Source organism: Luteimonas yindakuii, assembly GCF_004803715.2.
GTDB lineage: Bacteria > Pseudomonadota > Gammaproteobacteria > Xanthomonadales > Xanthomonadaceae > Luteimonas > Luteimonas yindakuii.
The window spans coordinates 1,364,047-1,385,539 of the sequence record NZ_CP039383.2 but is presented as its reverse complement, the minus strand read 5'-3'; the positions used below and the strand labels follow the sequence as shown (position 1 = coordinate 1,385,539).

Below are 21,493 nucleotides of genomic sequence, written 5' to 3'. Positions count from 1 at the left end.
CGGCGCAGCGCGCCCGCGTGTGCTTACTTCATCGATCCAAGGAAGGCCACGAGCTGGTCGATCTGCTCGTCGGTCAGGCTTTCCGGATAGGTGTTGGGCATGAACGACACCCCGTCCGCCGAGAACATCGCACCCGGCACCAGGTGTGCGCTGGGCGCGACGATCGCCTCGCGGATATAGCCCTCCACGTCGGCTGCGTTGCCGGTGTAGTCCGGCGATGCCAGCGTCAGCGCCGCCCGTTCCGCCATGCCCGCCATCGACGGCCCGGCAAGCTGGACGCCCGGCTGCAGCGAATGGCATGCCGTGCACACCGGCACCACGGTGCGGAACAGGTGTTCACCGATGGCGCGGGGGTCGCTGTCCGCACTCACCGGCCGCACGTCCTGCGCCTGCGCCACGCCCTGCTCGGTCCCCTGCGCGGCAACGTTCACCGCGCCCCCCGCCACCAGGATCGGCCGCGGCGGCCAGCCCTGGTTGTCCACCTTGGACACCCAGTCGAGGAACTTGACCAGGTTGGCGATCTCCACCTCGCTGAGGTTCTGCGTCGGCATCAGGCGGCGATGGCGCTGCTCGTCGTAAAACTGCGAGGGATCACGCATATAGGCCTTGAGGTAGGCCTCGCCGCGGTGCTGGGCGATCTTGGTCAGGTCGGGCGCGTAGTAGGCACCCTCGCCGAACAGGGTGTGGCAGTTGATGCAGTTGTACTTGTGCCAGACATCCTTGCCGTGGGTGATTTCGGGCGTGATGTCCGCGGCATTGGTCAGTTCATCGAAACGCGTATGGCTGTGCAGGGTCAGGCCAAGGAAGGCAACCGCGGCAATGCCGGTTGCGACGATGGCGAAGATGCGCGACTGCCGTTTGTTCATGGGTGTCCTTCCTCAGACGGCGATCGAGGGCCAATAGGAAACTGCCGTGTAACCGGCGTAGATCACCGCTACCGCCATCAACAGCAACACCAGTATCCCGAGCCAGCGCACGGGGGAAATCAGAGTGCTCGCCTTCATTCGACTGCTCCGCGAATGGGTCGCCACGCGTCACGATATGACCGCGTTCGGCAGTTACCTTGCCTTCATACCTGGTTCGATGCAACGTCTCGACGCGTGCGCTGCATGCATTGCGGCATCGTTCTTCACCCCGGGCTACCCGCGCTTGACCATGATTGGGCCGTCATTGACGAAGGAGACACACGATGAATCTGAAGCTCACCACCCTCAGCCTGACCTGCGCGCTGGCGCTCGCCGCCTGTGGCGACAACACGTCGCAGCAGGCATCCGACACCAGTGCGCCAGCCACGCCCCCGGCAGCTGTGGAGCCTGCAACGCCTGCAGCCGGCGGTGATATCGGCACCCAGGACGCCACCGCCCCGGCAGCGACCCCCGCAGCCACCGACACAGCCGCACCGGCCAGCGGCAAGCCGGACGCGGTGGTCTCGAACTGCGCCACCACCATCCAGGGCGACGACGCGATGCAGTTCAGCGTTGGCTCCATCACCGTGCCGTCGTCGTGCAGCGAGTTCACCATCACCCTCGAGCATGTCGGCAAGATGCCGGTCGCCGCGATGGGCCACAACGTGGTGGTCTCGCAGGCCTCCGACCGCACCGGCATCGCCACCGACGGCGTCGCCGCCGGCGTTGACGGCGGTTACGTCAAGAACGGCGACGACCGCGTCATCGCCGCCAGCGACCTGATCGGCGGCGGCCAGACCACCTCGGTCACCTTCCCGGTCAGCGCGCTGCAGGGCAGCGGCCCCTACGAGTTCTTCTGCAGCTTCCCCGGCCATTGGGCGGTGATGCGCGGCTCGATCCAGGTGGGTTAAGCACGCCAGCGCAAACACGATCGGCTGCACCGTCAACCAGGCGGGCGTCCCGGAACACCCCGGGCCGCCCGTTCTTCTTGGCCATCCCGCCCGCTCGCCATCCCCAACGACTCGGTATCCCACTCTCCTCATCCCCACCGACTCGTCATCCCCACCACGCGTCATCCCCACCGCCCGTCATCCCCGCGCAGGCGGGGATCCATGGACGTCGACCTTCAACGGCGTCGCGATGCGCTCCGTGCACTCGTGACAGCCCCTGCAAGACCAGGGTGACACCGCGCGCATCGATCCACACGCTCAGCTGACCGTGTTACCAGCCTCGTCAGGGCCCGCACTGCCACCACCCAGCCCACCGCCGTTGCGCCCCATCCGCACGGTGATACGTGAGGGTTGCCGGATGCGCCGGCGACTCACCGCCGCCTACCGCGGCACCGGTCACTTCGATATCGATGGTCTTGCCGGCGCCCGAGAAGCGCGCGCCGCGCAGCATGGCGTCGAAGCCGCCGGGCGCCGCCACCGCTTCCACGTAGTCGCCGACTTTCACCACGCCACGCGCGGGCGTCTTCGACGCGACATCACCCCTCGCCAGCAGCAGCGGCGCCTGCCCCGCCTCGCCCGAGAAGCTGCAGGCAAGCTCACCGGCCAGCACGGTCGCATCGATCCCGGTCGCCGACAGCGGCACGAGCACGATCGCCGAACCGTCACCGCCCTGCGTTGCATCGCCAGCCGCTTCCAACGGTTGCAACCGGTGCCCGGGATCGCTGCACACCGTCAGCCGCTCCTCGTCCCCGGTCGCGCCCACCGCCTGCACCCGCATGCCCACGGCGAGCGCCTCGACGTCCACGGGCGCGGCCCGGCAGAGGTTCCAGCGCGCCGGCAGCTGCACCGCCACGCGGCCGCGGCCGTCGACATCCACCTCGATCACCGCATTGCCGTCGTACATCCACGGCCGGGTGTCGATGGACGCCACGGTGCCTTCGATGGCGACATCGCCGCCAGCCGTGGACGGAGCCTCGCGCGACGTGGCGCAGGACGCGCAGGCCAACGCGATGGCGAGGGACAGCAGCAGTGGAGAAACGGGATGGGACAGGGACACGCGCATTGGCTGCTCACTCAGGACGATATCCGGATCGAGGCTATCCCGAAGCGTGCACAGGTGGCGTGCATCCGAGGTGGCGAAGCAGCGCGGCGGTGCCTGTAGCAGGAATCGGCCACGGGATGCCGCTACTCCGCCCCGGCCACCCGCACCCGGTCGCGGCCTTCGCGCTTGGCGGTGTACATCGCGGCGTCGGATTCGCGCACCGCATGCGAGAACACGCCGCCGGCCGGCCATGGCGCCACGCCGATGCTGATCGTGACCGGCAGGCGGGCGTCGCCGAAGGCGAACGGTGTTGCGCCCACGGCCGCGCGCATGCGTTCGGCGGTGGCGCCGGCCTCGTCCAGGCTCACGGCATCCAGCAGCACCAGGAACTCCTCGCCGCCCCAGCGCGCCAGTGGGGTGCCCTCACGCAGCGTGCCGCGCAGGCGGCCGGACACCGCACGCAGCACCTCGTCGCCGCGCTCGTGGCCGTGGTTGTCGTTGATCGGCTTGAAATGGTCGATGTCCAGCAACAGCACTGCCGGCTGGCGTTCGTGTTCGAGCACGTCGGCCTGCCACGCCGCGGCACGCTCGTTCAATGCACGACGCGTCAGCAGGCCGGTGAGTTCATCGGTGCTGGCCTGCCGCCGCAGGCGCCGGTCCAGGCGTGCATTGGCGAGGTTGAGCACGTGCGCGCCCACCAGCAGCGGCAACAGCGCATACATCACGCCATAGGCGGCCAGCCAGGGTGGCTCGACGTAGAGCAGATGGCGGTGCTCGGCTCCGTGGTAGCGAACGGCCGCGTGCAGTGCGTAGGCCCAGCTGCCGGCGTAGAGCAGCAGCGTGACCGCCATCGCCGCCTCGGCCGCATTGCGCGGCGCCACCAGCGCACGACGCACCGTCCAGGTGATGCCCAGCGAGACGGCCAGGCACAACAGATGGAACGCGAGCGCAAAGCTGCGTGGCCCTGCGGCCCAGGCCAGCAGCAGCGCCAGGCACAACGCCGCGATCTCGGACAGCCGCCGCGGCCGACCGACCGCAGGCGCGCCCACCAGCTGGCGCGAGGCGCGGTAGATCACCAGGGTTCCCACCACGGCCGCCATTGCCAGCGTGAGGATGGGCCAACGCGCGTCGCGCTCGACCACGCCGCTGAGCACCATGCCGGCGCCGACCACCCCGAAACCCAGCGCACAGCGCGCCAGCACGCCGCGATGCAGGCGGTCACCCTGCACCGCGACCAGCATCATCAACGCAGCCGCCCACGCCCCGAAGCCACCGATCACATAGGCGAAGAGCATGTCGATGGAATGCATGGCACGAAGATCCGTGGCGTGGCGCGCGGCGGGCGCGGCATCGGGACGATATCGACCGGGGTGGCGGAGGCTTGAGTGCACAGCGACGCTGGAGGCGTTGCGTGCGCGCACACGAAAAAGGACGGGCAGGACCCGCGTCCTTTCGCAGGTGGGGCCGATCAGCGCACGGACCGCTCGACGATGATGCGCTCGGCCAGCCACTGGTTGCCGCGCAGCTGCCGCGCCTGCACGCGCACGCGGTCGCCCCGCTCGAGGTCTTCCGGGCGATAGCGGCGGCCCTGGTAGTCCACCGTGGTGCGGCCGTCATAGGCCAGTTCCACGCCACCGCGGCCGGTGCCGTAGCCGTCATCGAGGCGGATCAGGCCCGCCCGGACATCGACCCCCACCACCGAGCCATGCAGCTCGCTGCCGTAGCCGTAGCCATCGCTGCGATAGCCGTCGTTGCGGCCGTAGCCATCGTCGCGGCCGTATGCGTCGCCGCCGTAGCCACCATCACGCACGTCGCGTACCACCTCGATGGTGCGCGCCCACAGGTCCGGGCCGGACTGGGTGGCGTCGATCCGCACGACGTCACCGCGCTCCAGGCCGCCCACGGCAAGTTCGCGGCCCTGGTAGTACAGCCGCGTGCGATCGTCGTAACGCACCTCCGCGCCCTGCATGCGGCCGCTGCGCGGATCGTCGACAACGAGACGGATGCGGCCGGTGCGGGGATCGTGGCTGTCCACGGTTCCCAGCAGCTCGCGGCCGTAGGCGCCGCGATTCCCCGGGCCCGGTTGCCCGTAGCCGCCGCGGTCCTGCGGATAGCCACCCTGGCCGCCGTATCCACCGTAACCGCCGGGGGTGGCGCAGGCCGCCAGCAGCACAAGGCCGCCACACGCCAGGACACGGGCGATGAAGCCCAACGCACTTTTCATGAGGACTCCATGGGCCGTCGAAGGATCCATTTGCACCGGGAATCCGTGAAGCCCGGGTCGCGACGGCGTCGTGGACAGCCGCTGCGGTCACGGCGCCGTGCCGGCGAGGAACCGGAGCACCGTGTCCATGAAGGCCTCCTGGTTGTGCCCGTAGATCGGCACATGGTCGCCGCCGGGCACGATCCACAGCTGCGCATCCGGGATCGCGGCGTAGACCTCGAGCGGGATGTCCACCGGGAAGAACACGTCGCGGTCGCCGTGCACGATCAGCGTGCGCGCCTGGATCGTGCCCAGCTCCCGCGGCGACAGGCGGATGTCGTCGTCGTTGTCCTTGAAGCCGTGGAAACGCTGCAGCAGCCCATCGACCTGCGCCGCGCCCCGGGTGGCGCAACGTTCGAAGCCCGCACGCACCTCCGGCGGGAGGTTGCCCGGCGTCCCGCGCATGATCTCGCGCGCCTGTTCCGGGAAGTAGTGCGCCGCACCGATGACGGCCATGGCCTCGATCCGCCCGGGCGCCTGCACGGCCGCATGCAGCAGGGTCATGCCGCCGGCGCTGATGCCCATCGCCCTGACCCGGTCCAGGCCCAGGTGCCCGAGCAGCGCCAGCAGGTCGCGCGCCGAGTCCTCGAACAGGAACGGCCCCTCGAAGTCCGCCGAACTGCCGTGCCCGCGCAGCTCCATCGCGATCACGCGGTAGTGCTTGCCGAGCTCGGCGGTGAACGGCTCCCACGCGCTGCCGCAGTCCCCGAAGCCGTGGATGAGCACCAGCGGCGGGCCGCTGCCGGTTTCGGTATAGGCGATGGCGACGTCGTGGGCGCGTACGAGCCGGGGTGCTGCCGCCACCGACGCCGGCAGCAGCAGGCACAGCACGGCGAGGAGCAGGCAGCGAAAACGCAGGGACGCCATGGCAGGGAGAGTCCTTGTCGGGATGACCGTCCAACGGGATCCCGCAACCGGTGCGGCCGCGGCACCACCCCATCCCGCGGCGCCGGGGCGACGCCCGTGCCCGTGCCGCATCGCCGGCCGGCCATCAGCGTGCGGCCGTCCAGCTAGAGAACACCGCTGGCCCGTCTGGCCTACCCCGAAATCTCCCGCACCGCGCGCACCGCGCGGTCCACTTCTTCAGGCGTGTTCACCAGGCTCGGCGCCAACCGCGCATAGGTGATCGCGTAGGGACTGGTGCTGGCGATGATCCTGCGCGCCAGCAGCTGCTTCACCACTTCCGCCGGCGACAGCCCGTCGACCTCGAACGACACCAGTCCCGCCGACAGCTCGCCGGACATCGGCGTATGCAATGTCACCTTCGGGTTGGCGGCCAACCCGGCCTTGCACTGGTCGTTGAGTTCGCGGATGCGCGCAGCCACCCGCGTGCGGCCCATCTGCTTGTGCATGCGGAACGCCGCGGCCGCCGCCCACTGGTGCTCGTAGGCGTGGAAGCCGCCGGGGCTTATGCGGTCGGCGGTGGTCGGCGACGCGGGCTCGGCCTGGCGCTCCCAGGCGACGTACTGGTCGACGTCGGTGAAGCTCGGGATCAGCGGCCGCAGGCGTGCCCAGTTGTCGGCGTTCGCCCAGACCATGCCGGTCCCGCGCGGCGCGAACATCCACTTGTGGGTGCCGGCGCAGAAGTAGTCGCAGCCTATCGTCGCCACGGTCTCGTCGGTGGAGCCGAGGCCGTGCACGCCGTCCACCACCAGCAGCAGCGGCGCGCCGGCGCGCGCGCGCAGGGCCGCGGCGATCTCGCGGATCGGCAGGCGGATGCCGCTGCTGGAATGCACCCAGGTCAGCCCCACCACCCGCGTCCGCGGCCCGATGCCCTTGAGCAGCGCGTCGATGATCGAGCCGGTGCTGGCCGAGGCCGCGTCCTCGAACAGCACGACCTTGCGCATGCTGGCACCAGCACGTTCGGTGGCCAGGCGGATCGACTCATGGTGCGAGTAGTGGTCGTGGGTGGTGCACAACACCTCGTCGCCGGCGGCGAGCGGCAGGCCCTGGTACACCAGCGCAAGCCCGGTGGTGGTGTTGCCGGTCAGGCAGACGTCCTGCGGCCGCGCGCCCAGGTAATCGGCGATCTCCGCCTGCACCTGCATGTGCACGTTGTCCGCGCCTTCCGAGAACATGCCGTGCTCGACCACGTGGAACGGATTGCGGTCCATCGCGCGGCGGTAGCCGTCGATCGCCGCCTGCACCGGCGCCGGGTGGCTGGCGATGAAGAAGCTGGCGAAGTGCGCATGGGCCGGGTCGAGCGCGAACTGGGCGCGCACGGCATCCCAGCTGGAGAGGTCGGGTACGGCAGGGGTTTCCGCCTCCACCGCCGCCAGCAGGCTGGGCGGCAACAGCGCGGTCGAGAGCACGGCCGGGGCCGCGAGGAAGCTGCGTCGCGTCAGGTGCATGGGCGATCTCCCCGGCGGGCGGGTACGGGTGGTTGCAGAAGCAACGCGTGCCGCGGCGGGCGGCGGCCGACCCTCAACACACGCACACGCGTTCCGTGACACCCTGCACGCCTCGCGCCCGGCCACGGGCGTATCCAGTGCGTTCATGCCACCGGAGCCCTGCCGATGCCGATCAAGACCGTCCTGTCCGACCTCGAGGCCGGCCGCGAGGCCCGCGAGGCGCTGTACAAGCATTTCCACCGGCACCCGGAACTGTCCCTGCAGGAACACCGCACCGCCGAACGGATCGAAGCCGAACTGCGGGACGCCGGCATCGACGTGGTGCGCGTCGGCGCCACCGGCGTGGTCGGCGTCATCGAGAACGGCGACGGCCCGGTGGTGGCGATGCGCGGCGACACCGATGCCCTGCCGATGGCCGAACGCTCCGGCAAGGACTACGCCGCCGAGGGCGTGACCCAGCTCGACGAGGCCACCGGCCGTGAGACGCCGGTCGCGCACACCTGCGGCCACGACGTCCACATCGTCTGCCTGCTGGGCGCGGCGCAGGCGCTGCACGCCCATCGCGAGCACTGGGCGGGCACCTTCCTCGCCGTGTTCCAGCCCGGCGAGGAGAACGCCGCCGGCGCACGCGCGATGGTCGATGCCGGCATCGTCGACCTGCTGCCCAAGCCCGATGTCTACCTCGGCCAGCATGTGCTGGGCTCGCTGCCCGGCGGCGCGGTCGGCATCCGCAGCGGCCCGCTGTTCTCGGCCGCGGCATCGATCGAGATCACCCTGCACGGCAAGGGCTCGCACGGCTCGATGCCCAACCTCGGCGTGGACCCGATCGTGCTCGGGGCGGCGATCGTGACCCGCCTGCAGACCATCGTCGCGCGCGAGGTCGCGCCGAAGGAAACCGCGGTGGTCACCGTCGGCAGCTTCCACGCCGGCAGCAAGTCCAACATCATCCCGGACTCCGCGGTGCTGCAGCTCAACACGCGGGCGTTCGACCGCGACGTCGAGAAGCACCTGCACGAGGCGATCGAGCGCATCGTGCGCGCCGAATGCGAGGCGGCGCGCTCGCCGAAGCCGCCGGAGTTCCGCTACTACGACCAGTACCCGCTGACCTCCAACCACGACGAGCCGACCGCACGGGTGCGCGCCGCGTTCGATGCGTACTTCGGCGAGGACTCGGTGCCGATGGCGCCGGTTCCGGCGTCGGAGGATTTCTCGATCATCCCCGACGCCTTCGGCAGCCCGTACACCTACTGGGGCCTGGGCGGGTTCGCCGACTGGAAGAACGCGCCGGGCAACCACTCGCCGTTCTTCGCCCCCGACCTCCAGCCCACCCTCGACCGCGGCGTCGAGGCAATCGTGGTCGCCGCATCGCCCTGGCTCATGGGAGCCACCCCATGAACACCACCACCCATGCGGCACCCGCCGCCAGCGGCTTCAAGGGCAACGACTCCGCCCTGCTCGGCATCGTGCTGGCGGTGGTCACCTTCTGGCTGTTCGCGCAGACCACGATGAACATCGGGCCGCTGATGGCCGACGACGTCGGCATGCCGATGCCGGTGATGAACATCGCCATCTCGCTGTCGGCGCTGTTCTCGGGAATGTTCATCGTCGTGCTGGGCGGCCTCGGCGACCGCTTTGGCCGGGTGCGGGTGGTATTCCTCGGCAACGTGCTCAACATCGTGGGCTCGCTGCTGATCGCGTTCGCGATCGAAGGCGCGCTGTCCACGCCGATGATCCTCGTCGGGCGCATCCTGCAGGGGCTGGCGGCCGGCGCGATCATGCCGTCGACGATGGCGCTGCTGAAGGTCTACTGGGACGGCCCGGACCGCCAGCGTGCGGTGTCGATGTGGTCGATCGGCTCCTGGGGTGGTTCCGGCCTGACCGCGATCTTCGGCGGCTTCATGGCCTCCACCTTCCTCGGCTGGCGCTCGATCTTCGTCATCTGCGCGCTGGTGTCGGTGGCCTCGATCCTGCTGATGCGGCAGATCCCGGAATCCGCGCCGCTGGCCGGGCGCCCGGGAAAGACCGACTGGGCGGGCATCGTGTCGCTGGCGGTGGCGCTGGCCGCGCTGCTGATCGTGGTCACCCAGGGATCGAGCATCGGCTGGACCAGCCTGGTCACCTGGGGCCTGTTCGCGGTGTTCATCGCGGCCTTCGGCGTGTTCGTCAATGCCGAACTCCACGCATCGCATCCGCTGGTGGACTTCAACCTGTTCCGCAACACGGTATTCACCGGCGCCACGATCTCCAACTTCCTGATCAACGGCACCGCCGGTGCCCTGACCGTCTCGCTGTGGGTGCTGCAGGGCGCGGCGGGCATGTCGGCGGCCACCGCCGGCTACCTCACCGCGGGCTACGCGATCTTCATCATCGCCTTCATCCGCGTCGGCGAAAAACTGCTGCAGCGCTTCGGCCCACGCAAGCCGATGCTGTGGGGCACGCTGATCGTGCTGGCCTCGATCGTGCTGCTGATGGCCACCCACACGCTGCAATGGCAGTACACGGTGCTGGCCGTGGTGGCCTATTCGCTGTTCGGGCTGGGGCTGGCGTTCTACGCCACGCCTTCGACGGATGCCGCGCTGACCAACCTGCCCGGCGACCAGGCCGGTGCCGGTTCGGGCATCTACAAGATGGCCTCGTCGCTGGGCGCCGCCTTCGGCGTGGCCGCCTCCGCCGCCATCTTCACGGCGCTGTCGGAGGGCGGGCTGGAGGTGGTGGGCGCGGTGATCGAGTTCACCGGCCGCCAGGACAACTTGGCGGTTCGTGAGGCCGGCATGGTCGGGCTGGCCTTCAACGCGCTGATGGCGATCGCCGCGCTGGTCTCGATCACCATCTTCATCCCCAGGCAGAAGAAGGCCTGACGCGTGCCGATGCCGATCGCGATCACGGCCGTTGCGCACCCCGCCTCCGGTGCCGGCAGCTTCCGCGGCAACGACTCGGCACTGCTGGGCATCGTGTGCGCCGTGGTCACGTTCTGGCTGTTCGCCCAGACCGCGATGAACATCGGACCGCTGATGGCGCGCGACCTCGGCATGCCGATGCCGGTGATGAACATCGCCATCTCGCTGTCGGCGCTGTTCTCCGGGATGTTCACCGTGGTGCTGGGCGGGCTCGGCGACCGCTGGGGGCGCGTGCGCATCGTCATGGCCGGCAACCTGCTCGGCATCACCGGCTCGCTGCTGATCGCGTTCTCGACCGGGGCGGCCGCCACGCCGATGGTCATCCTCGGCAGGATCCTGCAGGGCCTGGCGGCGGGGGCGATCATGCCCTCCACCCTGGCCCTGCTGAAGACCTACTGGGACGGCCGGGACCGCCAGCGCGCGGTGTCGATGTGGGCCATCGGCACCTGGGGCGGCTCCGGGCTGGCCGCGCTGTTCGGCGGCTTCATGGCGTCCACCGCGCTGGGCTGGCGCGCGATCTTCATCCTCGGCGCGCTGGTGTCGGTGGCCTCGATCCTGCTGATGCGGCAGATCCCCGAGTCCGCACCGCTGGCCGGGCGCAGCGGCCGCACCGACTGGGCGGGCATCGTCTCGCTGGCGGTCGGCCTGGCCGCGCTGCTGGTGGTGGTCACCCAGGGCTCGAGCCTCGGCTGGGGGAACCTGCTCACCTGGGCCCTGCTCGCCGTCGCGCTGGTGGCCTTCGGCGTGTTCGCCAATGCCGAGCTCAAGGCGCCCCACCCGCTGGTGGATTTCACCCTGCTCAAGAATCCGGTGTTCACCGGCGCCACGCTCTCCAACTTCCTGATCAACGGCACCGCGGGCGCGCTGGCGGTCTCGCTGTGGGTGCTGCAGGGCGCGGGTGGGCTGGCGGCGGCGACCGCCGGCTACCTCACCCTCGGCTATGCGGTCTTCATCATCGCCTTCATCCGCGTGGGCGAAAAACTGCTGCAGCGCTTCGGCCCGCGCAGGCCGATGCTGTGGGGCTCGCAGATCGTGCTGGCCGCGATCGTGCTGCTGATGGCCACCCACCTGCTGCAGGCGCAGTACGTGATCGTGGCGGCGGTCGCCTATTCGCTGTTCGGGCTCGGGCTGGCGCTCTACGCCACGCCCTCCACCGACGCTGCGCTGTCCAACCTGCCGGGCGACCAGGCCGGTGCCGGTTCGGGCATCTACAAGATGGCGTCCGCGCTTGGCGCCGCGTTCGGCGTCGCCATCGCCGCCGCCCTCTTCACCGCACTGTCGGATGGCGGCGTGCAGGCCGTCGGTGCGGTGATCGAGTTCTCCGGGCGCCAGGACAACCTGGCGGTGCGCGAGGCCGGCATGGTCGCGCTGGCGTTCACCGCGCTGATGGCGATCGCGGCGCTGGTCGCGATCGCGGTCTTCATCCCGAAGCAGACCGGGGATGCCAAGGCGGATCGCGGCGGCTAAAGCGACACCGCGACCGCCGTACCGCTCAGTCCTTCAACTCGTCCGGCACCTTGCCGCCGTTCTCGGCCAGCTTGCGCATCACCGCGCGGTGCAGCGCGATGTTCTGCTCGGCGCTGCCGTGCGCGCCGGCATCGACGCCGAGTTCGGTGGCGAGTTCCTTGCGCGCGTCCAGGCTGGAATCGAGGTCCAGCAGCTTCAGCAGGTCGACGATGGAATTGCGCCAGTCGCTCCTGCCGCCCTTTTCTTCGGCGATACCGGTGAGCACGGCCTCCACGTCCACCGGCTCCACCGGCTGCGCGGGTGCGGGCGTGGCGGCCGGCACGGGATTGCGCGCGGGCGGCGAGACCCTGGGGTCGTCCTTGCTACCGGTGAAGATGACCGGCGCCGGCGTGCCTGCGGCGGGCGCCGCGGCAGGTGCGGACGCCTTCCTGCGGTTGAAGATGCGGTCGGCGATTTTCGAGAACAGGCCCATGGATGAGGCTCCGGAGAAGGGAGACCCCATCCTGTGGGCCGGTCCGCAAAGATCGAATGAAGCGGCTCCCGTCATCCCGAAGCGGCAGCAGCACCGGGCGACGCCGCAGGTCGCTTTACCGCCCGTCGAGCAGCGCGTTGCGGATGTCGCTGATCCGTGCGGAGACCTCCAGCGCATCGCACGGAGGAAGCCGCTGCCCGGCTTCTGCAATGAGCGGGCCGGCATAGATGTCGAATGTCGAAAGGGCGTCGTCCCCATCGAGCGACGCTTCGGAGATCATTCCGCGCATGTCCGACAGGCGATCGACGCGCTCGTCGATATCGGCACGGCGGTAAGGCGTGGAGATGACATCCGAACGCAGCATGCGTCCCATTTCCCGCATCAGGCGCAGCGTCGCCTCGGACGTCACCCTTGGCGCGGTATCGAACTGGCACAGCGTGCCGAACTTCGAGCCGTCGGCTTCCAGCAGGGACACGCTGCAATAGGCCCGGACGATGTCCCGGTACTTGTGGGTGGTGAGCCGGGCATCGGATGACGCATCCTCGATCACCAGCGCGGCGAGGGATTCGACCTTGTGGCAGTACGTCTCGTCGAGCGGGATGTCAGCGGTGAACGGAGTCGCCGGCTCGCGGTCACGGTCCACCAGCATGAAGTTCTCGGCGTGCGTCGCGCCGAGCCGGTAGATGGCGGTGAAGCGGTACCCGGACTGGATATTGAGAAGCTCGAGCGCACCCCGTAAGTGGCCTTCCATCACCAGACGGCGAAGCTGATCCACATAGATCGTTGATTCATCCATCGACCCAGCCTAGCACCCGGCTCGCCGCTGGCCGGCCGGCCAGGCGCGTGGCGCACCTCTTGCGGCCTCATGATCCCGCGGGGACACTGGCCGCGATCAATTCCCAGGGAGGGGCACATGACACGGATGTGGGCTGTTGTTGGCGATGCGACCACGAGCGGCGGCAAGGTCATCACCGGTTCGCCCTTTACCGATATCGAAGGCAGGCCCGTCGCGCGTGTCACCGACAAGGCGACATGCCCGCAGCACCAGGGGGCCTTCCCTATCGTGGATGGGGACGTATCCACGACCGTTGATGGACATCCGGTGGCCCTGCACGGCAGCGCCCTGGCCTGCGGATGCAGGATCGTCGCCGTGGTGCAGCCCCGGGTGTTCCTTGACCCGGGTTCCGAAGAAGGACGTTCTCTTCGACCCGCTGTCACCCGGCCGCAGGATTCGATCCTGGAGGCCGCGGCCGGGCTATCCACCGGTTGCGATGAGCAGATCGAGTTCCTTGGCCCCACGGGGGAGCCGCTGGCGAACATCGCCTACACCCTCCACCTCGCCGACGGCACCATCCTGCAAGGCACTGCCGATCAGGAAGGTCGCAGTGCCCGGGTGCACACCGAGCACCCGGTCGCCATCCTGCGTGCGGAGCTCGACACTCCCCATGCACTTCCGGCCTGCTGTGGCAGCCTTCCGTCCGCGCAGCCCGTATCGATCGATCTTGACGGTGCAAGCACCAGCCCGGCGGGCCTGAGTACCTCGACGCACCGGGCGACGACGCGCGCCAGGGATCGAGGATTGACCGAAGGCGAGATCGCCCTGCTTCGCCCTCTGTTCGGTACCGCGGTCGACTACAGCGCGGTGAAGCTCCACAACCACGGTTACTGGCTGCTGTTCGGCTTCCAACCGGACGACACCGCGACGGCGCCGAACGGCCAGATCTTCCTTCCGGGCAACCTGTTCTCGGCCGATTTTTCGCGCGAGCGGCTCCCCCGGCAACATCTCTTCGTGCACGAGATGACGCATGTATGGCAATACCAGTTGGGCTACCCCCTCAAGCGGATCCGGGGTGTCCGACCCAACATGTCCTATCGCTATGAACTGACAGCCAACAAGTTGCTATGCGACTACAACCTGGAGGCGCAAGGGAACCTCCTCGCGGATTACTTCCTCATCAGGTTCCGCCAAGGCCAGCGGAATGTAAGCGAACCGAGGTACCACACCATGCGAGACGTGCTGCCGTTATATGAAAGGACATTGCGGGATTTTCTTTCCGACCCTGCCGCGACGGACAACCTGCCGAAGGTGACCGAATGAGGCCCATCCTGCTCGGCGCCATACTCCTGGCGCTCCCCGGCATTGGCGGATGTACACAACCACGGGGCACCTACCAGGCCGCGGCTGTCTCCTTCGATCGGGCTGGCGTCTGCTTCTCGATCCCCGATTCCGAGGAATCCAGACGCAGCACGCCCGAGGTGACTTCCTTGACTGTCAGCCGCCTAGCCGACGATGGCTGGGTGCCGGTGCTGCAATGGGACAGCCCGGGCGGGGGGACGCGCCTCCGCCCCGGCGAGTGTCTTTATCGCGCCAGGGTTGAGATTCACCCGCGCGATGGACTGCCCGACGAGACACTGCGGCCCGGCGCCCGCTATGGCGTGGATATCACCGGCGAAATCGCCAACCCCGCGGGCCGGGGCGACCCTACGGTGCTGCGCCGATATGAAGCGGACTTCTGCCTTGTGGAGCATGCGGCGTCGATGCGAATCGAGCTGGTGCCGCGGACCCGCGGCGAACTCGACTGGAGCGTCTGCGAGACGCCTGCGGAGAGCGGGCACTCCGCCGCTAAAAGGTGACCGAATGATGCGGGCACCAATGCTGCTTCTTGCCCTGCTGCCACTCGCGGCAGGGTGCAACCAACCACGCGGAACCTATCAGCACGCCACGGTGACGTGGGTCGGCGATACCGCATGTTTCTCGGTGGCCGATACCGAAGAGAGCCGGCGCACCGCACCTGTGCTCGCTGCGATCTCGGTCAGTCGGCAAACCGGGGGTGGCTGGGTCGACCTCTGGCACTGGGCGACGCCTGTCGCACCTCCGACTGTGCTGCCTCCCGATCGTTGCCTTCGCTATGGAGAGGCGCCGCAAGCCGCCACTTCACCCTCCTTTGCAGCTCCTCCACTCCGCCCCGGCGAGCGATACGTGGTGGAGATCAACGGAGAGGTCCCGAACCCATCGCCTGATGGCGACGCCACCCACAGCCGCAGCTACAGCCGCCACTTCTGCATCCTGCCGACCGGCCAGGGCGCGTATCGGGTCGCGCTGGTCCCGCGGATCCGGGGTGCGCTCGACTGGAGCGTCTGCCACGAATCCGACGACGGTCCTGCGCTGCACGTGGATCAATAAACCGGGGCCACCATGTCTGGATGGAACGGTTCTCGGCACCATCTGCTGGCGCTTCCCAGCATCGGCGGGTGCACGCAACCGCGTGGCACCTACCAGGCCGCGGCCGTCTCGCTCGATCGGGCCGGCGTGTGCTTCTCGATCCCCAACTCCGAGGAATCCAGACGCAGCCCGCCCGTGGTGACTTCCATGACTGTCAACCTCCTGGCCGAAGATGGTTGGGTGCCCGTGCTGCAATGGGACAGCCCGGGTGGGGGGACGCGCCTCCGCCACGGCGAGTGCCTTTATCACGCCGGGGTTGGAACTCACCCGCGCGATGGATTGCCTGACGAGACACTGCGGCCCGGCGCCCCGCTATGGCGTGCATATCACCGGCGATATCGCCAACCCCGCGGGCCGGGGCGACCCCACGGTGCTGCGCCAATATGAAGCGGACTTCTGCCTGGTGGAGCATGGGGCGGCGGTGCGAGGCGTGCTGGTGCCGCGGATCCGCGGCGAACTCGACTGGAGCGTCTGCGGGACGCCTGCAGCGAGTGGGTACTCGTCCCGCTAGCCGACCCGAAGAGAGTCAGCGCACCGCAACCGTGGTTGCCCCCCAGCCGGAACATCATGCGCCCAGTATGACCAACCAGACGCATCCGCCAAGCAAACCCAGCATCAGACCACCCCAAAGAGCATGACGCGCTCCGACCCGACCCCGTGCCAGATATTGAGCAAATGCGGTGATGGACAGCAAAGGCGCAAGCAGGCCGGTTGTTCCCATGACGAGTAACAACGCCCCAGCACGTGCAAACGACCCATTGCCCACGAAAAAATGGATACCAATCACCCCCACCATGGTGGACAACAGCAGGCCAACGAAACACCAAACGGCCCAGCTGCCAGTCGGCCCTTCCGCAGAGTTCGCGTGCACAGCCCCTGGGTGATCAGCTGGTTCCATAGTTCCGTCTCTGAAGTTGGGCCTTACCGGAAATGCGTTTCACCCCGTACTGGCAGATCGAGGATAAAAGAGCCGCCATTCGTATGCTGCCTGGACCGGTGCCGCGCCACTCGGCCGGAAAAACTTCTTGTCGATGCATCAATCGACTGCATCCATCGGCACGTGTTGCCACATCACGACCCGCGAGCAGGCGTCCTGAGTGCACCCGAAGTAGATGGTTTGAGAACCATTTGTCCATGCGCCCTTTGCCGCACCGTTGACCTGGAATCGCCAGTCTTCGTCGCCATACCGCACCACACCCCTCACCCTGCACGGCGCGGCCTCAAAGTCATGGTGATACTGGCGAGAGCTGATCCGCTCACTCAGTACGAAGAAAGCGGACACTGACTCCACGTCCATCGTCCAGCTCCTGCATTGCCCCGCATACTCGGGCGCGGACGAAGCCGGATCGGTTTCCACACCGCCTACTTCCACCACCCTGAACTCAGGGGCGCGTAGCACGCTGCCATGGCATGCGGATCCAAGCAGCGTCATCGTCACCAGCATAGAGACCCTGGCCTTCGCCAGCAGGCTTTCGGGAAATGGTGTCATGCGCATAGACATCGTCGTCTCCAAAGCCGGTGCCGACGAGAAGTCGGCGCTCGCCCCGCGAGCTGGCCGCGGGCCGGTCAGTTGGCAGGCCCATCCTTCTCCGCATCTGCACCGGTACCTGCGCTGGAGTCGAAGCCGAAGCCGTCGATCAGCGAATACCGATACACCTGATCGTCGAGATGCACCTCGACCTGTCCGCGATCGCGCCGCGGCACCGCGTAAATGTCCCCGGCCCACCCGCCGGACATCGCCGCTACTGGGTCAAGCGTGCCGAGCCGGCTGGCCTCGAGGTGCAACACCACGGCCTCGTCGGTATAGGACACCGCCACATCCGAGAAGAACTGCGCCATCTGGCCACTGCGCAGATTGGCGTATGAGTTCCCTCCCGGATGCGCCACGAGGAAGGCGAACTGAGTGTCGAAGTCGATGTCGGCGAGATCCGGTGGCTGTTCGCTGCGGCGCAGCCGCTGCATTGCCGGCGACTCCTCAAACATATCGGGCCGGGTGATCGGGAAGAACTCGAGATCGGCATAGCCCGGCACCTGGATACCTTCGAGGCCCAGACCACTGCCCTGCAACCGATTCGCCACCGCGTGGGCAGTGTTCATCGAGGGGCGGTAGCCCACCTCGAAGCTGCTGTGCGGCTCCAACTCCTCCGGCTGCGCAGCCGGCGGCTGTCGATTGCACCCCATAAGCACGACTGCAGTGAGGGCGAGCAGGCTGATTCGGCAGGACCGACGAACGAGCGGTACAAGGCGTGGGACCTTGGGTGCGGAAGCGCGCCGATACCCGGAAGCCTGCTCGCAGTTGGTCGGATCTGCGGGCCCCAGACGTGACTTCGGGCCCATCAGCATCAGCCCGCGGCGGTCGCCGGTTTCCATCGACAACAGGTCCGGCAACGCCGCCTCGATCTGCCCGAGCGCGGCCAGCACGCCCTGCACCTGCTCGTCCGTGACATCCAGTGAAATCAGGTTCTGCGACACATCCATCTCCCTATGCTTCCGTGTGGTCGTCACGCGGGCGCCCGCCCGCGCATCCCTGCCCCGCCGATCCGTGGCGTACATCCGTGCCAAGGGCGACGGAGCGGGAGCGAGTATCGCAGAGGGTCAAGGGGGATTTCGGCGACGGGGTGCACTGAAATGCTGACTGTGCAGTCGGATTTTTCCGAATCGGAAGTAGGAAGTCGCCGGCGCCGAGCGGCGACCTCTCAGCTACAAATCGCAGTTCGGCGAGAGGGTGACGTCCCACTTCCCGGCCGCTGATCGCATGCGGCTCACCATCGCCTTCACGGGCCCCCACACGGCAAGTGTCGCGTCCTCTGGAGTGGCCGGCCGCAACCCGCCGAACTCGTGATACGCGTGATCGAGATCGGACGGTCCGTCGCCGACGGACTCCCAGTGCTCTCTACACAACGATGGGACGCCCACCTGCTCTGCGACGAATTGGTGACCCCAGTCTAGACAACGCCTAATTTCGGCATCGGCCGCATCGTCGATGCCCGACAAGCGAAGCCGACCTGTCGTCGTGAAGTTGCCGGCGTCGCGATAGAAGTATTCGAAGATGCTAGATGGCTGCTCCATGAGATGGCTCTCCTAATGCGGGAAGCCAGCCTGGCCTGGCGCAGTCTCAGCCCTTGCGAATCTCCAGTGAGGGGTCTCCGGCGCCTAGTTGCGCTAGCACAGCCGGCGGTACGACATGCCGCAAGTCAAAGGTCACGCGCATTGGGCGGTCGCCCTCAACCGCTGCCACATCGACGACACCGAGATACGTTGCAGGGCTATGGGATCCCGGTTGGACGAACAGATGCAAGGTGTTGCCCCGTTGCCGATGCTCGAGGATCTCCCGGCCTGAGCTGTTGTCCTGCGCCTGCTGGTTTTGGCTCGTCCAAAGAAACCGGGAAGCACCCACAAGCGCGTTGACATACTGATGTCGCTGGACCGCGCCACTCGTATCGAGCTTGGTGATGATGACCGTGTGCCCGCCTTCTATCTCGAAGCGAAGCACGCCCTTGTTATGACGCGCCGGGTCGTACTGGTTTCCAAAGTGGTTCACGATCTCCGGTCGGCTATAGCTGCGATGCAACCCAAGATCTGCAGGTCGTCGTAGGACGCCGCCATGGCGGAGTCGGAAGTCATTCTCCAGCGTGTACTGCAGGCGCCCTTCTACTTCCGCCAGCAGGCAGTCGCTCGGGATCTCGCGCAAGACGGTGTCCACCAGCCTCGTCCCGTCAAAGAGTTCGCCGAGCTTGCGCTTCAAAGTCTCGGCGACCTTCGACTCTGCAAATGGCTTGTACTCGACTTGCCAGCGCGGAAAGCGCGCGTAGAAGGCCTCGTAGCCCGACATAGGATCGTCCGGCCTGGCGCACATGCCCCACAGAGCGGCATACGCGTAGACGCGCTGTGCCTGCCAGTCCTTCTCGGCGGCAAGCAACAGATCGAACGCGGGGCCGCCCACTGCAATTCGGCTCTCCCACGGCTCCGTGTCACCAGCAGCCAATCGCACTCCGATCCAGCTACCGAAAGCCGTGCGCACGTCGGAGGGCGTCGGCATCCCCGGGTCAGACAAGAGGTCGACTAGATGTGGCCTTGCAATGTCCAGCTCCTCCTTGAGGCGCTTGTACGTGGCGAGGCACACGTCTTTGCGGGAGGGGGCGAAACGCCGAACCTTTTCCAGAATCTCGACCGTGCGAGCATCCAGCACGATCTCGCATCCCTCTGGCGGCGTGATGTCGAGCTCGCGTACGGTCGTCGGCCCTATAGGCGCGGCCCTGTCGTTCAGTGCTTCGACTGCGAGCCACGCCGTGCGGTGGTGCCCAACGAAGTCGAGCACCGTCAGAACTTCCGAATGCGGGGTCAGCCGAAGTCCACGGCCGAGCTGCTGGATGAAGATGGTCGCGGATTCGGTTGGACGCAGGAACACGAGACAGTTGATCGCTGGCAGGTCCACACCTTCGTTCAGCACATCAGCAACGAAAAGCCACTCCAACGGGTCCGATGGGTCTTGCAGCCGCGCGTAGATCGCCTCGCGTTCCGCGACGCTATCAGCCCCAGTGACCGCGCGTGCCTCCAGGCCGCGCCTCACCAGTGCGTCGGCCATGTAGCGCGCATGCCGGACGCCTGCACAGAACCCCACTGCGACACGCTTCGGTCCGTCGAAGCCACGGAGCCGGCATTGTTCGAGCATGGCGTCGACGCGCGCCTCGACCATCAGCGCAATTTCCAGCTGCTCTGGGTCGAATCCGCTACGCCATGGGATAGCGCTGTAATTGACGCTGTCGTCGGATACCCCGAAGTAGTGGAACGGCAGCAACCAACCGCGGTTGATTGCTTCGACGAGACGTACTTCGTAGGCGACGTTGTAGTCGCATAGGGCCAGTACATCGTGTCCATCTTGCCGCTCTGGTGTAGCCGTCAAGCCCAGCAAAAATCTGGGCGACAGCCGATCGATAAGCGCTCGGTAGGACTTCGCAGCAGCGTGGTGAAACTCGTCCACGACGACGTAGTCGAATTCACGCTCCAGCAGCGCAGTACTGTTGCTCGCAGAGCTCACCGTCGCGAACACGAAGTCGGCTTGAGCCTCCGCTTGTCCGCCGAAAACCTCACCGAAGATGCGGCTGTTGCCGAACACCTGCTGGAAGGTGCGTAGCGCTTGAGTCAGATGTTCTAGGCGATTGGACAGAAACAACAGCGATCTTGCGTTGCGTGCCCTTGCATCGAAGGCAGCGAGAAACGTCTTGCCGATACCCGGTGCCGCGACGATCGCGGCACGCCGCTCACCGCTCTCACGCAGCTCCTTCAGGCGGTCTAACGCTTCCGCTTGGGCGGCGTTCGGTTTTACGTGGGCGTTGTAGGTGCCCTGCACATCGAGCAGGGAGCGCCCGCTCGGAGGAGCAAGGGAGACCTGCTTGGGGATGCTTCTCTCGTAGGTCTCGATCACTTCCATGGTCAGCGGCACTGCATCATCGCGAGACCACAACTGCTCAAACAGTGTCTGTGCGGCTGAAACCTCAACTGCTCCCGCATGACGCAAGTTGGCTTCGATGTTGGTCGACAAGCCACCCTTCGTGAAGTTCGACGAGCCAACCCAGCATTCGGACGGCTCATCGATGACGTACATTTTTGCGTGGAATCCTTGGCTCTTCGCTCCTTCCAAACATGCAAGGTGCAAACGCGCGGTGACATTCGGAAATCGAAGCACAGCACGCAGTGCATCAGGCTGTGTCACGCACATGTAGGTCGAGACAAGAAGCCGCAGAGTCCCTCCGCGTTGCTCAAGCGCCCTAAGTTCATCCGCCACCAACCCAAGGCCGCTATAGCGGAAGAACGACACGGCGATCGAGACGTCACGCGCGGAGCGAAATGCCCCACGAACGACATCCAGCATCCTGCGCTGACCTGGCAAATTGCCGACGACGATTTCAGACGGGGGGCTTGG

At 67.3% G+C, this 21,493-nt stretch carries 21 protein-coding genes; 7 read left to right on the top strand and 14 right to left on the bottom strand.

The features are described from left to right. Positions 1 to 23: 23 nt before the first annotated feature. Both E5843_RS06305 and E5843_RS14510 read right to left on the bottom strand, forming a co-directional pair. A complete protein-coding gene (locus E5843_RS06305; RefSeq protein ID WP_136412159.1) occupies positions 24 to 866 on the bottom strand; it encodes a cytochrome c in 843 nt (280 codons plus the stop codon). Positions 867 to 878: 12 nt separating this feature from the next. Beyond that, positions 879 to 1,004, bottom strand: coding sequence for a hypothetical protein (locus E5843_RS14510; RefSeq protein WP_279513007.1), 126 nt, complete (start codon positions 1,002 to 1,004; stop codon positions 879 to 881). 185 nt (positions 1,005 to 1,189) lie between these two features. Here E5843_RS14510 and azu point away from each other — a divergent pair, with 185 nt between their 5' ends. Continuing rightward, positions 1,190 to 1,816: an azurin gene (gene azu / locus E5843_RS14365; protein ID WP_136412158.1), complete on the top strand. Its 627-nt coding sequence runs from the start codon at positions 1,190 to 1,192 to the stop codon at positions 1,814 to 1,816. A gap of 322 nt (positions 1,817 to 2,138) precedes the next feature. Here azu and E5843_RS14230 read toward each other — a convergent pair whose 3' ends face one another. From E5843_RS14230 to E5843_RS06275, 5 genes are all read right to left on the bottom strand, one after another. Beyond that, on the bottom strand, positions 2,139 to 2,918 hold the full coding sequence (locus E5843_RS14230; RefSeq protein WP_208542778.1) for a hypothetical protein: 780 nt from the start codon (positions 2,916 to 2,918) through the stop codon (positions 2,139 to 2,141). Between the two features lie 122 nt (positions 2,919 to 3,040). Next, entirely contained in the window at positions 3,041 to 4,207 is a 1,167-nt protein-coding gene (locus tag E5843_RS06290) for a GGDEF domain-containing protein (protein ID WP_141065802.1), read from the bottom strand. 158 nt (positions 4,208 to 4,365) lie between these two features. After that, positions 4,366 to 5,121: a DUF5666 domain-containing protein gene (locus E5843_RS14225; RefSeq protein WP_208542777.1), complete on the bottom strand. Its 756-nt coding sequence runs from the start codon at positions 5,119 to 5,121 to the stop codon at positions 4,366 to 4,368. Positions 5,122 to 5,208: 87 nt separating this feature from the next. Then, the gene (locus E5843_RS06280) at positions 5,209 to 6,027 is read right to left on the bottom strand and encodes an alpha/beta fold hydrolase (protein WP_166815917.1); all 819 of its coding nucleotides are present in this window, start codon (positions 6,025 to 6,027) and stop codon (positions 5,209 to 5,211) included. Between the two features lie 170 nt (positions 6,028 to 6,197). Beyond that, positions 6,198 to 7,511 (bottom strand): aminotransferase class V-fold PLP-dependent enzyme, encoded by a 1,314-nt coding sequence (locus E5843_RS06275; protein WP_136412153.1) that lies wholly within the window; start codon positions 7,509 to 7,511, stop codon positions 6,198 to 6,200. 165 nt (positions 7,512 to 7,676) lie between these two features. On the opposite strand from E5843_RS06275, the gene E5843_RS06270 reads away from it, so the two are divergent. The 3 genes from E5843_RS06270 to E5843_RS06260 are packed head-to-tail and all read left to right on the top strand — an operon-like array spanning position 7,677 to position 11,875. Further along, positions 7,677 to 8,906 (top strand): amidohydrolase, encoded by a 1,230-nt coding sequence (locus tag E5843_RS06270; RefSeq protein WP_136412152.1) that lies wholly within the window; start codon positions 7,677 to 7,679, stop codon positions 8,904 to 8,906. Beyond that, a complete protein-coding gene (locus E5843_RS06265) occupies positions 8,903 to 10,369 on the top strand; it encodes an MFS transporter (RefSeq protein WP_136412151.1) in 1,467 nt (488 codons plus the stop codon). The genes E5843_RS06270 and E5843_RS06265 overlap by 4 nt, the downstream gene beginning before the upstream one ends. 9 nt (positions 10,370 to 10,378) lie before the next feature. Next, positions 10,379 to 11,875, top strand: a complete 1,497-nt coding sequence (locus E5843_RS06260) for an MFS transporter (protein ID WP_141066133.1) — start codon at positions 10,379 to 10,381, stop codon at positions 11,873 to 11,875. 25 nt (positions 11,876 to 11,900) lie between these two features. Here the strand turns inward: E5843_RS06260 and E5843_RS06255 are convergent, their stop codons facing one another. Together E5843_RS06255 and E5843_RS06250 are read right to left on the bottom strand one after the other, a co-directional pair. Continuing rightward, positions 11,901 to 12,347: a DUF3597 family protein gene (locus tag E5843_RS06255; RefSeq protein ID WP_136413050.1), complete on the bottom strand. Its 447-nt coding sequence runs from the start codon at positions 12,345 to 12,347 to the stop codon at positions 11,901 to 11,903. A gap of 115 nt (positions 12,348 to 12,462) precedes the next feature. Then, on the bottom strand, positions 12,463 to 13,143 hold the full coding sequence (locus tag E5843_RS06250; protein WP_141065800.1) for a hypothetical protein: 681 nt from the start codon (positions 13,141 to 13,143) through the stop codon (positions 12,463 to 12,465). 117 nt (positions 13,144 to 13,260) lie between these two features. Between E5843_RS06250 and E5843_RS06245 the strand changes: the two genes are divergently transcribed. From E5843_RS06245 to E5843_RS06235, 3 genes are all read left to right on the top strand, one after another. Then, positions 13,261 to 14,445 (top strand): PAAR domain-containing protein, encoded by a 1,185-nt coding sequence (locus tag E5843_RS06245; protein ID WP_244240847.1) that lies wholly within the window; start codon positions 13,261 to 13,263, stop codon positions 14,443 to 14,445. Beyond that, positions 14,442 to 14,981: a hypothetical protein gene (locus tag E5843_RS06240; protein WP_141065799.1), complete on the top strand. Its 540-nt coding sequence runs from the start codon at positions 14,442 to 14,444 to the stop codon at positions 14,979 to 14,981. Before E5843_RS06245 ends, E5843_RS06240 begins: the two co-directional genes overlap by 4 nt. A gap of 349 nt (positions 14,982 to 15,330) precedes the next feature. Continuing rightward, complete coding sequence (locus E5843_RS06235) at positions 15,331 to 15,531, top strand: hypothetical protein (protein ID WP_141065798.1); 201 nt, start codon at positions 15,331 to 15,333, stop codon at positions 15,529 to 15,531. A gap of 604 nt (positions 15,532 to 16,135) precedes the next feature. Here the strand turns inward: E5843_RS06235 and E5843_RS14110 are convergent. The 5 genes from E5843_RS14110 to E5843_RS06215 form a co-directional block, all read right to left on the bottom strand. Continuing rightward, a complete protein-coding gene (locus E5843_RS14110) occupies positions 16,136 to 16,375 on the bottom strand; it encodes a hypothetical protein (protein WP_136412147.1) in 240 nt (79 codons plus the stop codon). Between the two features lie 231 nt (positions 16,376 to 16,606). Further along, positions 16,607 to 17,071, bottom strand: coding sequence for a hypothetical protein (locus E5843_RS06230; protein ID WP_141065797.1), 465 nt, complete (start codon positions 17,069 to 17,071; stop codon positions 16,607 to 16,609). A 65-nt stretch (positions 17,072 to 17,136) separates the two neighbouring features. Beyond that, positions 17,137 to 18,048, bottom strand: a complete 912-nt coding sequence (locus E5843_RS06225; RefSeq protein WP_136412145.1) for a hypothetical protein — start codon at positions 18,046 to 18,048, stop codon at positions 17,137 to 17,139. A gap of 222 nt (positions 18,049 to 18,270) precedes the next feature. Beyond that, positions 18,271 to 18,639, bottom strand: a complete 369-nt coding sequence (locus tag E5843_RS06220) for a hypothetical protein (protein ID WP_136412144.1) — start codon at positions 18,637 to 18,639, stop codon at positions 18,271 to 18,273. A gap of 46 nt (positions 18,640 to 18,685) precedes the next feature. Beyond that, complete coding sequence (locus E5843_RS06215) at positions 18,686 to 21,442, bottom strand: DUF3427 domain-containing protein (RefSeq protein WP_166815914.1); 2,757 nt, start codon at positions 21,440 to 21,442, stop codon at positions 18,686 to 18,688. Positions 21,443 to 21,493 lie beyond the last annotated feature (51 nt).